General features: G+C 67.6%; 8 protein-coding genes and 1 pseudogene. 4 read left to right on the plus strand and 5 right to left on the minus strand.

What is annotated here, in order from left to right; all coding sequences use genetic code 11:
* The first annotated feature begins 1 nt into the window (after position 1).
* The gene (locus BN972_RS00810) at positions 2–376 is read left to right on the plus strand and encodes a nuclear transport factor 2 family protein (protein WP_036356164.1); all 375 of its coding nucleotides are present in this window, start codon (positions 2–4) and stop codon (positions 374–376) included.
* Between the two features lie 16 nt (positions 377–392).
* Complete coding sequence (gene rfbA / locus BN972_RS00815; protein WP_036351734.1) at positions 393–1,259, plus strand: glucose-1-phosphate thymidylyltransferase RfbA; 867 nt, start codon at positions 393–395, stop codon at positions 1,257–1,259.
* A gap of 7 nt (positions 1,260–1,266) precedes the next feature.
* On the opposite strand, the gene BN972_RS00820 is transcribed toward rfbA, so the two are convergent.
* The 4 genes from BN972_RS00820 to iniR all read right to left on the minus strand — a co-directional run bounded on the left by BN972_RS00820 (position 1,267) and on the right by iniR (position 9,986).
* Positions 1,267–2,751 carry a PE family protein gene (locus BN972_RS00820; RefSeq protein ID WP_036351737.1) on the minus strand — a complete coding sequence of 495 codons (1,485 nt, stop codon included), beginning with the start codon at positions 2,749–2,751 and terminating at the stop codon, positions 1,267–1,269.
* A 78-nt stretch (positions 2,752–2,829) separates the two neighbouring features.
* Positions 2,830–4,119 carry a pyridoxal phosphate-dependent aminotransferase gene (locus BN972_RS00825; RefSeq protein ID WP_036351740.1) on the minus strand — a complete coding sequence of 430 codons (1,290 nt, stop codon included), beginning with the start codon at positions 4,117–4,119 and terminating at the stop codon, positions 2,830–2,832.
* Positions 4,120–4,149: 30 nt separating this feature from the next.
* Complete coding sequence (locus BN972_RS00830; protein WP_036351743.1) at positions 4,150–7,311, minus strand: heterodisulfide reductase-related iron-sulfur binding cluster; 3,162 nt, start codon at positions 7,309–7,311, stop codon at positions 4,150–4,152.
* 242 nt (positions 7,312–7,553) lie between these two features.
* Positions 7,554–9,986, minus strand: coding sequence for an isoniazid response ATPase/transcriptional regulator IniR (iniR, locus tag BN972_RS00835; protein WP_036351746.1), 2,433 nt, complete (start codon positions 9,984–9,986; stop codon positions 7,554–7,556).
* Positions 9,987–10,190: 204 nt separating this feature from the next.
* On the opposite strand from iniR, the gene BN972_RS00840 reads away from it, so the two are divergent.
* On the plus strand, positions 10,191–10,742 hold the full coding sequence (locus BN972_RS00840; RefSeq protein WP_036351749.1) for an Rv0340 family IniB-related protein: 552 nt from the start codon (positions 10,191–10,193) through the stop codon (positions 10,740–10,742).
* A gap of 280 nt (positions 10,743–11,022) precedes the next feature.
* A pseudogene (locus BN972_RS31075) lies at positions 11,023–11,163 on the plus strand (IniB N-terminal domain-containing protein); the annotation flags it as partial.
* Positions 11,164–11,271: 108 nt separating this feature from the next.
* Here BN972_RS31075 and BN972_RS00845 read toward each other — a convergent pair.
* Positions 11,272–11,818 (minus strand): hypothetical protein (locus BN972_RS00845; RefSeq protein ID WP_036351753.1); only part of this gene is annotated, 547 nt, incomplete at its 5' end.

The raw sequence follows: 11,818 nt of genomic DNA on the forward strand, positions 1-11,818 counted from the left end.
CATGACCACATCGGAGATCGCCACCGTGCTGGCTTGGCATGACGCTCTCAACAGCTCCGACATCGAAACCTTGGTGGCCTTGTCCAGCGATGACATCGACATCGGTGACGCGCACGGGGCTGGCCAAGGGCATGATGCCCTGCGCAGGTGGGCCGCCTCACTCACTGCGCGGACCGAACTGGGCCGGATGTATGTGCACGACGGCATCGTGGTCGTCGAACAGAACATCAGCGACCGAAACAAGCCCTTCACTGCCGCAACCGCGGCATCAGCCTTCCGGGTGGTGCGCGATCACGTCACGGCGGTGTTCCGACACGAGGATCTGGCCTCGGCTCTGGCGGCAACCGAACTGACCGAAGACGACCGGGTCGACTGAGCTTAAGGAGCCAGTTATGCGCGGCATCATCTTGGCCGGCGGTTCGGGCACGCGCTTACACCCGATCACTATGGGCATCAGCAAGCAGTTGCTGCCGGTGTACGACAAGCCCATGGTCTACTACCCGCTGTCCACGCTGATGATGGCGGGCATTCGCGACATCCTGGTGATCACCACTCCGCACGACGCGGCCGGATTTCGTCGGCTCCTGGGCGACGGCAGCCAGTTCGGGATCAACCTCAGCTGGGTTACCCAGGACAGTCCGGACGGTCTGGCGCAGGCCTTCGTCCTCGGCGCCCACCACATCGGCGGTGACTCGGTGGCTTTGGTGTTGGGCGACAACATCTTCTACGGCCCCGGCCTCGGCACCAGCCTGAGCCGCTTTCAAACCATCAGCGGCGGCGCGGTTTTCGCCTACTGGGTGGCTAATCCGTCGGCGTACGGCGTCGTCGAATTCGATGCCGACGGCATGGCGGTGTCGCTGGAGGAGAAGCCGGAAACCCCAAAGTCTCACTATGCGGTGCCGGGCCTGTACTTCTACGACAACGACGTGGTCGAGATAGCCAAGGGGCTGAAGAAGTCGGCGCGCGGGGAATACGAGATTACCGAGGTCAACCAGATCTACTTGGATCGGGGCCGATTGTCGGTCGAGGTGATGGCCCGCGGCACGGCCTGGCTGGACACCGGCACGTTCGACTCATTGCTGGACGCGTCCGACTTCGTCCGCACGCTGGAATTGCGGCAGGGCTTGAAAGTCAGTGTGCCCGAGGAAGTTGCGTGGCGGCGAGGCTGGATCACCGACGAGGAATTGGCGCAGCGAGCCAGTGCGCTGGTGAAGTCCGGGTACGGTAGCTACCTGCTGGAGTTGTTGCAGCGCAACTGATTAGCGGCTACGGCCGCCCATTGGGACCCGCGAAGCCATATAGCGCGCCGCCGGCGCCGCCGGCGCCAGGTTGCCCGGTGTAGTTGCCGGTGCCACCGTTGCCGCCGCTGCCGCCGTTGCCGAGCAGGACGGCTGCTCCGCCGGCACCGCCCTTACCGCCGGTCGTTCCTGCGGGCCCCGCGCTGCCGCCGTCACCGCCGTCGCCGCCGTTGCCGATCGCGCCCGCCTTGCCGCCGACGCCGCCACTGCCGCCGAACACGTTGCCCGAGCCGCCAAGCCCGCCCGCCCCGCCGTCGCCCCAGAGTTGCCCCGCGCTGCCGCCGGCACCGCCGACCCCGCCGAAGGTGCCCCCGCCGCCGCCCACACCCCCAGCGCCGCCATCACCGAAAAGCAGGCCACCGTTGCCGCCGGAGCCGCCGAATCCGCCGGCCGCACCGCCGAATCCGCCGGTGCCACCAGCACCGCCGGCACCGAACAGGCCGGTAGCATTTCCTCCTCGCCCGCCAACCCCGCCGCCGGTGTTGCCGATCCCGCCGGTCCCACCGTCACCGGCGGAACCGTAAAGCGCACCGGCGTTGCCGCCGGCCCCGCCGTCGCCACCGCCTGTGCTGCCCCGCCCACCGATTCCGCCGTCGCCGCCGGAGCCGCCCAGGATGCCGCCAGCTCCGCCCGCACCGCCGGCGCCGCCGCTGGTGCCGCCCGACTTACCGCCGGCCCCGCCGGTGCCACCGTCGCCAAACAGCCCAGCCGCTCCGCCGGCGCCGCCCTGTCCGCCGCTGATTCCGGTCGCGGAGGTCCCGCCGTCGCCGCCGGCACCACCGTTGCCGAATAGGCCACCGGCGCCGCCCGCCCCACCGGCCCCACCCGTGCCAAGGTTCGAACTTCCGCCGGTACCGCCGACCCCGCCGTTGCCGAACAACAGCCCGCCCGCACCTCCGGCGCCACCGGCCGGGGCGTTGGCGTTCGCGATGTTGCCGCCAGCCCCGCCGGCCCCGCCGTTGCCGAACAGTCCCGCTGCCCCGCCATTGCCACCCCGCATGCCAGTACCGCCAGATCCGCCGGCGCCGCCGTTGCCGATCAGCAGCCCACCGGCCCCGCCGTTGGCGCCCGTCCCTGCCGCCCCGTCAACGCCGTTGCCGATCAGCGGCCGACCCAGCAGGGTCTGAAACGGCGCATTGATCACGTTCAGCGCTTCCTGCAGCGGGGAAACTGCGGCGGCTTCGGCGTTGGCATAGGAGCCCGCACCCGCGGTCAAGGCCCGCACGAAGTCCTCGTGAAACGCGGCTACTTGGGCGCTCAGCGCCTGATATTGCTGGGCATGCCCGGAGAACAGCGCGGACAGCGCAACCGACACCTCATCGGCCGCCGCCGCCAGCACGGTGGTGGTCCGGGCGGCCGCGGCCGCGTTCGCTTCATTCAGCGCGGAACCAATACCGCTCAAGTCTGATGCCGCTGCTGCGAGGTACTCCGGTGCTGCGATCACGAAGGACATGTGACGTCTCCATTTCCACGAAGGTGTGGAAATGGTCGCCGCTACGACCGGTGCAGAACATGAGGCATACGCCTCAAATCACTGGCGGTAACTGACCAAGAAGTTGCCGAGGCGGTCGATCGCGGCCGCCAGATCACGGGCCCAGGGCAGCGTGACGATACGCAGGTGATCCGGTGCAGGCCAATTGAATCCGGTGCCCTGGGTTACCAGGATCTTCTCCTGCAGCAACAGGTCCAGTACCAGCTGCTCGTCGTCCTCGATGTCGTAGACCTCTGGGTCGAGTCGCGGAAACGCATACAGCGCGCCTTCGGGCTTGGTGCAGGACACCCCGGGGATCTCGTTCAACTTCTGCCACGCGACGTCGCGCTGCTCGAGCAGTCGGCCGCCGGGCAGCACCAGATCCTCGATGCTCTGGTGGCCGCCGAGCGCGACCTGAATCGCGTGCTGCGCAGGGACATTTGGGCACAGCCGCATGTTGGCCAGCAGGCTGATGCCCTCGATGAAGCTGCTGGCGTGGTCCTTAGGGCCGGTGATCGCCAGCCAACCGGCGCGGTATCCGGCAACCCGGTAGGCCTTGGACAGGCCGTTGAACGTGAGGCACAGCATGTCGGGCGCAAGGGAAGCCACGCTGATGTGCTTGGCGTCGTCGTAGAGGATCTTGTCGTAGATTTCGTCGGCGAGTAGCAGCAGCTGGTGCTTACGCGCCAAATCGACCATCTGGCTGAGGATTTCGCGGCCGTACACCGCGCCGGTCGGGTTGTTTGGGTTGATCACCACCAGCGCCTTGGTGCGCTCGGTGATCTTGGACTCCAGGTCGGCGATATCGGGTTGCCAGTCCTGCGTCTCGTCGCACAGGTAGTGCACGGGGGTGCCGCCTGCCAGCGATGTCGACGCCGTCCACAGTGGGTAATCCGGCGCCGGGATCAACACCTGGTCGCCGTTGTCCAGCAGCGCCTGCAGGGTCATCGTGATCAGTTCGGAAACCCCGTTGCCGAGGTAGACGTCGTCGACGTCGAACCGTGGGAACCCGTCGATGACCTCGTAGCGGGTAACGACTGCCCGCCGGGCCGACAGGATGCCCTTGGAGTCCGAATAGCCCTGCGCGTAGGGGAGCGCTTGGATCATGTCGCGCATGATCACGTCGGGTGCCTCGAAGCCGAACGGCGCCGGATTGCCGATGTTCAGCTTCAGGATGCGGTGCCCTTCGGCTTCCAGCCGCGCGGCGTGGGCGTGTACCGGGCCGCGGATTTCGTACAGGACGTCCTGGAGCTTGGACGACTGCGCGAACGCCCGCTGCCGATGGTGGCCAGAGGTGTGCACGGGCAGCTGGTGGGTAGTCACGTCAACCATCGTCCCATCACTGTCCACCGATATTTGCTGATCGGTGTTAAACCGTGATCAGCGCTTGCCCGGTGGGCGGGCACCCTTGGCCAGGCCGAGGCCCTTGACCGGCTCGGCAGGCTTGTCGGTTGCCGCGGCGTCGCCGTTCGCATCGGCGGAGGGCGCGGGCTCGGACTTTGCTTCCGGTGCGGCGGGCGCCGGCTCGGGCTCAGCCTTCGTGGCTTCCGGCTCGGCCTCGGCGGGTGCCGGCTCGGCCTTGGCGGGTGCGGACTTCTTGGCACCCGGGCGCTTGGCGCCGGCCGCGATGCCCAGACCCTTGACCGGCGTGGCGGGTTTGGCCGGCTCGGCCTTTTCCTCAGCGGGCGCGGGCGGTTCGCCGCCCTGGACCGCCGCGCTCTCGGTCGGGGCTTCAGGCTTCGCCGGACCAGGACGGGCTGAGGTCTTCTCACCGGGACGCTTGGCGCCCGCGGCCAAACCCAGCCCCTTGACCGGTGTAGCGGGCCTCGGCGGTTCGCCTTCTTTGGGCTCGGACGCCTTGGCCGCCGGTTCCGCCGCCGTCTTCTTGGCGCCGGGTCGCTTCGCGCCGGCGGCGAGGCCGAGGCCCTTGGCGGGCGCCTCGGTCGCGGCGGCCTGCGGGGTCTCCGCGGCCTCCTCGGCGGCCGGAGCCGCGGTCTTCTTGGCGCCGGGTCGCTTGGCTCCGCCCGCGATGCCGAGCCCCTTCGCGGGGGCAGCGGCGGGTGCGGCTGAGGCCTCGCCAGCAGGAGCCGCGGCGGCCTTCTTGCCGGGCTTTTTGGCCCCGCCCGCCACGCCCAGGCCCTTCACGGGCGCGGCCGCTTTGTCCGCTGGTGCCTTGGCCGGTTCGGCAACCTCTTCCGCGCTGGATTCGGGCTCCGCCTCGGCGGGCGCCGTCGGCGCCGCGGCCTTCGGCTTGGCCTTTTCGGCCTGGGCGGCACGCTGTTCCGCCTCCTTGGCGGCGGCGCCCTTCTCGGGCAGCTTCACGCTGTCGCGGTCGAGCGATCCCAACAGCACCTGCGCAACGTCGAGCACCTCGACGCCGCTGCGCCCGGCCTCTTCCTGCCGGTCGTTGACACCGTCGGTGACCATGACCCGGCAGAACGGGCACGCCACGGCGACGGTGGCAGCGTTGGTGGCCAGCGCCTCGTCGACACGCTCGTGGTTGATGCGCTTGCCGATGTGTTCTTCCATCCACATCCGTGCGCCGCCCGCGCCGCAGCAGAAGCTGCGCTCGGCGTGGCGGGGCATCTCGGTCAGGTTGGCACCCGCCGCCCCGATCAGCTCGCGCGGCGCTTCGTAGACCTTGTTGTGCCGGCCCAGGTAGCAGGGGTCGTGGTAGGTGATGTCCTGGGAGACGGCGTTGACCGGGACCAGCTTGTTGTCCCGCACCAGCCGGTTCAGCAACTGGGTGTGGTGCAACACGGTGTAGTTGCTGCCGAGCTGTCGATATTCCTTGCCCAGGGTGTTGAAGCAGTGCGGGCACGTGACGACGATCTTGCGGTCGACGGTTTCCACGCCTTCAAAGAGGCCGTCCAGCGTCTCGACGGCTTGTTGCGCCAGTTGCTGGAACAGGAATTCGTTGCCCGACCGGCGTGCGGAGTCGCCGTTGCAGGTCTCGCCGGTACCCAGCACCAGGAACTTGACCCCGGCGATGGACAGCAGTTCGGCGACGGCCTTGGTGGTCTTCTTCGCCTTGTCGTCGTAAGCGCCGGCGCAGCCCACCCAGAACAGGTACTCGAACCCGTCGAAGCTCTCGACGTCCTCGCCGTAGATCGGGACGTCGAAGTCGACCTCGTCGATCCAGCTGGTGCGGTCCGAGGCGTTCTGGCCCCACGGGTTGCCTTTGTTCTCAAGGTTTTTGAACAGGACTGACAGCTCGGAGGGGAACTCCGATTCCATCATCACCTGGTAACGGCGCATGTCGACGATGTGGTCGACGTGCTCGATGTCCACCGGGCACTGCTCGACGCAGGCGCCGCAGGTGACACACGACCACAGCACGTCCGGATCGATGACGCCGCCCTGCTCGGCGGTGCCAACCAGTGGACGCGTCGCTTGGTCGGGACCCGAGCCCATGACCCGGCCGAAGCCCGACTCGGGGACATGGTGCGCCTCGTCGTGCTTCTCCCCGCGCAACTCCTCGCCGAGGCCGCCCTCCGGCGTGCTTTCGAGGGGAGTTTCCTTCTGGCCGAGGATGTACGGTGCCTTCGCCATCCAGTGGTCGCGCAGGTCCATGATGACGAGCTTGGGCGAAAGTGGCTTACCGGTGTTCCATGCCGGGCACTGCGACTGGCATCGACCACACTCGGTACAGGTGGCGAAGTCCAGCATGCCCTTCCAGCTGAAGTCTTCGATCTTGCCGCGGCCGAATTCGGCGTCGTCCGGCGGGTTTTCGAAGTCAATCGGCTTGCCGTCGGCCTCGATCGGCAGCAGGGGTCCCAAACCGTCCGGCAACCGCTTGAATGTGACGTTGATCGGCGCCAGGAAGATGTGCAGGTGCTTGGAGTGCAGCACGATCAGCAGGAACGCGAGCATGACCCCGATGTGCAGCAACAGGGCAACGGTCTCGATGATCTCGTTGACGTGGGGTCCCAGGGGGTGCAGCAGGGAACCCATGGCGTGCGAGAAGAACGCGCCGTTGCCGTAAGGGAACTCGTCACCCAGCGCGTTCACCGACGCGCCACGGAAGATCGCGTACGTCCAGATGACGTTGAAGATCATGAACAGGATCAGCCACGCACCACTGGTGTGCGATCCGTAGAAGCGCGAGTCGCGGCCGTATTCCTTTGGCGCCGTGCGCAACCGGATGATCGCGAAGGTGACGATGCCGGTGAGCACGGCGAGTGCGAAGAAGTCTTGCAGAGCACCCAATGCGTCCCAACGACCGATGATCGGGATGTGGAAGCTCGGCTGGAACAGCACGCCGTAGGCCTCGATGTAGACCGTCAGCAGGATGAAAAAGCCCCACATGGTGAAGAAGTGGGCGGCCCCGGGCAGCGACCACTTGAGCAGCTTACGCTGACCGAACACCTCGGCGACCTGTGCCCAGACCCGCTGACCGATGTCGTTGGTGCGTCCGCCGCTCGCCGGCTGCCCGGACATGACGAGCTTGTACAACCACCAGACCCGCTTCAGGGCCAACAGGATCACGACCGCGGTCATGCCCAGGCCCACTACCAGCCGGATGAGCGTCTGCGTGGTCACGGAAGGTCACCCCAATTCGTCGTCACTCACAAGGCAGCGCGCGTTAGAGGCGCCTTTGCTGCTTAACCAGCCCATACTGACACCTTCTTGGGATTCGCCGCGAGAAAGGCTGACCTAAGTTTGCGCGCACCACCAGCCCCGACGGTCGGCGAGTGTGATCAGTTCTACATCGACGCCACCCGCTGGCCTTGGCGAGGGGCGTGTTCACCAGAACGCGACTTGAGCGGGGTGCGGAATGTTGTTCAGGGTTGCGGGACAAGGATGCTCCGCAGCATCGACAGCATCTCCGACCGGGAGCCGGCCCCGAGCCGGCGCCGGATCCGCGCGACATGGTGCTCGACCGTTTTCGCCGAGATGAAGAGCTGGTTGCCGATGTCGCGGTACGGCATGCCCAGGAGTAGCAGTTCAGCGACCTCACGCTCGCGATCCGACAGCGGTGACCGAGACGGTGGTTGGCGCGGCGCCGGGGGGCCCGCGTCCAGCGCGGGTGTCGCGCCCGGGATCTCACCGCCAAAACCGGTGCCCACTTTGAGATCCCGGGCAAGTTGGAGCATTGCCCCGGACACCCGCGAGTCGGGCGTCTGCAACGCGGCCTGACCGGCCAGGCGGGTCGCGTCGGAGGTCAGCCCGACGTGGGCCAGGGATCGTGCCGCGGCAGCGACCTCGTCAACCTCCACCTGATTCGCGAGCACTCGAAGCCAGGTCCGGCCGGCATTCGAGAGCGCGTAGGCCAGGCTGCTGTGGGCGGCCGCGGCGCTCAGTGCCTGTCCATGTGGTGCAACGGATTCCGGCGAGCTGGACAGGATCGCGGCGTGCACACCGGCCCAATGCAAAGGGTTTGCCCACAGCGGTGGGTTGCCCAGCGCGCCCAGCAGGGTGAAGGCCTGGTCCAGGCTGTGTTGTAGCTGGTCCACCTGGTGCATGCGGGCCGACGCGACCCACAACTCACCCAGCGGCAGCAACGCGAACAGGTCGAGTGAGTATTCGGTGAGGACTTCCATGGCCGCGAACCAATGTTTCTGCAGCGCACCGGTGTCACCGCTGCGACGAGCGATGGCCGTTTGCAGCGCCGACGCCCACAGCGCGTCGCGGCGATGCAGCTCGACACCCGAAGTCGCCGCGACGACATCGGCGCCGGCCGAGGCCAGCTGCCCGTCCTGCATCTTGATCCAGCCGGACAACAGCAGGTGGCGGGCCAGGAATGGCGCGTCCGCGCCGGATCGCACCGCACGGCCGATCACGCTGTGGGCCCGCACCGGATCGCCGCCGTGGATGGCGGCCAAGGTCACCACTGCGGCCGGACTGTCGGGAAACGCCTCGCCGAACGGCTGCTCGACCGCGATCGCCTGACTCAGCCGGGACATGGCGGCCGGATAGGGCTGATCCATCGTCAGCAGTAGACCTTCGGCAAGACTGCGGGAGGCGCGCGCGGCCATAGTCGGCGGCCCGGAGTCTTTCATGCGTAACGCGACCCGCGCTGCCGCCAAGTCACCCGTCGCAGCGAGCACAATGGCGGCGGCCGATCCGACCACCGAGTCCGGATAGGCGCCGAGCCAGCCGAACAACTCGGCGGCCTGCCCGGTGTTGCCGTCGTGTGCGGCAACGCTGGCCGCGATGCGCACCGCCGCGGCACGCTCGCCGGAATCCGGCGAGCCGAGCAGACTGTCGGCCAGGGCGGTCGCAGCCGAGCAGTCGCCGGTAAGGGCCAGCGAGTCGGCCAATCGGGATGTCAGCCCGGCGGCGCCGGCCTGGACGGCTCCCCGGTACAAGCGCGCGGCTCGGGTCGGCTCGGCTCGAGTCTCGTCTGCGTGCCGGGCAAGGATCGCGGCCAGCCGATCGTCCCGCAGCCCATGTTCGGCCAGCTGCAACGCGAGGTCTGGTGACATCGTGGAGACGTCGAGTTGGGAACGCACCAGCGACGTTTCGATGTCTCGGTGATGTGCATTGCCGACGGTTTGGGCGACCGCATCGTGGACAAGCCGCAGAAATTTGGGTGGATGCGACGGTTCGACAAGCCCGCCGGCACGGACCCGGTCGACGAGAGTTCTGGCTTCCGGCACCGGGATCTCGAGTGCCGCAGCGATGTCGGCGGCGCCCAACACGTGGGTCAACGACATGATGAGAAGGGCGTCGAGCACCGGCTCGTCGATGCGACGTAACCGCGCCGTCAGCGCGATCCTGGCCGCATGGTCCGGCGCCTGGTTGCTCTCAGCGACCGCGCTCAGGAGGAAGGGCAGACCTGCTGTGCAGTCCAATATGTGGCCGGTGGATGGCGATGCCCCCAGCGATATCCGGGGTCGCTCCCGCTCGATCGCCAACGCCAGGGATCGAAGCGCGGGGCGCTGCTCGTGCGCTTCGGCCGCGGCGACGACCGTAACCCGGGCTTCGGCGACTCGTTCGGTGAGCCGGTCCAGGTCAGCATCCGTTAGCAGGTGGGCGTCGTCGACGACGAGCGCGGCGCCGGGCGGGTCGTCGTCCCGCGGGGGACGGGTGAGCACGGTGTGGCCGGCGCGGCGCAGGTTGTCGCGCACGGTGGCCAGCAGCGTGGACTTGCCGGTGCCGACACCCCCGGTGACCAGGGCCTGAACCGGTTCGGTCGGGGCGTTGGCGAGGTCCTCGACCAGCTGGCGAGCGGCATGGGGAAACTCGACCGAGGAAGTAAGCGAGTCGGTCATTCCCCTGCCCCCTGTGCTCTACTGGTGCTCAGCAGCGGCTCCTCACATTGAAGCCGAGGCCCCGTAGCCCCGTCATTCCCCTAACGTGACACCCCCTAATGATGCCTCGGGGCGGGCGGGGTTGGCACCGAACACGGCTTGCTGCTGAGTGGATAGCATTTTGCTAGTACCGAAAATGTTGGGCATGTGTCGAGGAGGTGGATCGTGGCGAATTCCTTGCTCGACTTCGTGATCTCCCTGGTGCGTGATCCCGACGCCGCCGCGCGGTATGCCGCGAACCCCGCGCAGGCCATCGCGGACGCTCACCTTACCGACGTGACCAGCGCAGATGTCAACAACCTGATTCCCGTGGTATCGGATTCGCTGTCCATGACCGCGCCGTCCGTGGGGGGTGGAGGCGCGCAGGTCGCCGATCATGGCAATGTTTGGGCGAGCGGGGCCGCCACGGCTGCCTTTGATGCGTTCACTCCTCATGTTCCGGCGGCGGGCGTGTCGCAGCACGGTCCGACGAGCGGTGTGATCAGTCACCCGGCCGCGCCGGCACCGGGAGAACCCGCAGTGCCTGCCCAACCGGCCGACGTTATCCATCACGAACCTTCGGTATTGCTCACCGGTGGTGAGCTGCCTGAAATGGCCTTCGACCACGGCAGCTTCGCGGTCAACGACCCCGGGATCTGGGATCACTCCGTGATTCACCCCGACGCGCACTCACCCGATGCCCAGCCTGACCACCACGGCTTCGGCATCCACGGCTGAGAACACCCCTTCGTCACCTGTTAGTCGTCGCACGCTTGCACCAAAGCGCTCGGGGTGACATGCGCAAATGCCCGCTCTGCCGGTTTGTCGACGCGTGCTTTAGGGACTTGCACATCACCCCCTAATCCCCTAATGGATTTGCCTGACTCACCCCTGGGGGCTTTGCCAAGTCTGGGGGAGTCGACCCCGATTCGGGGAAGTCGCGAAGTCCATACGTTTATTGCAGGGCGCCGCACACGGCGGCGAGAAGCTGCAACGCTTCCAAATGAAGGGGAATGACATGACCTCGCTTGTGGACTACATCCTGAGCCTGTTTCGCAACGAAGAGGCGGCGCGGTCTTTTGTCGCCGCTCCCGGGCAGGCGATGACCAACGCCGGACTGGTCAACGTGTCGCCGGCGGAGGTTTCCTCGGCCGTCGCGACAGCGGTGCCGGGAGTGGCGCTCTCGTCGGACGATCCAATCATCGGTCTGCGACAGGCGGTGGCCGACCAGCACGGTCTCACCCCCTTCACCTCGGACACGGCTGGGTTATCCCCCTTTGTGGCCCCTGATGCCGGGCCTGTCTTGAACACCGCCGGTCCGGTAATCGGCAACGTCGGCGCCGTCACCAGCGATGCTGGCGTCATTGCCGCTGACGCGGGATTCCTTGCCGGCAGTGCGGGGGCTGGACTGGCCAGTGGCGTCAATGCCGGGCTCGTTGCACAGCCTGGAGCCGACGTGGTCCCGGGGGTCGCTCCCGGGTTGGCCTTCGTTGAGCCGACCGGTGGGTTCGGCGCCGGGGTAGGCGTCGGTGCGCAAGCCGGCCTGAGCGTCGATCTCGGTGTGCAGGCCGGCATCGGTGCGGGCGCCGGCCTCGGCGTTGGCACCGGAGTAGGTGTGGGCGCGCAGGCTGGTGTGGGCATCGGCATCGGTGTGGAGGCCGGCATCGGGGTGCAAGGCGGAATTGGCGGGGCCGTTGGTGTTGGTGGCCAGGTTGGTGGTGCTGTTGGTGGTGCCGTGGGTGTTGGTGGTCAGGTTGGTGGTGCCGTGGGTGTTGGTGGCCAGGTTGGTGGTGCTGTTGGTGGTGCCGTGGGTG

It is taken from the genome of Mycobacterium asiaticum DSM 44297 (assembly GCF_000613245.1).
GTDB classification, from domain to species: domain Bacteria; phylum Actinomycetota; class Actinomycetes; order Mycobacteriales; family Mycobacteriaceae; genus Mycobacterium; species Mycobacterium asiaticum.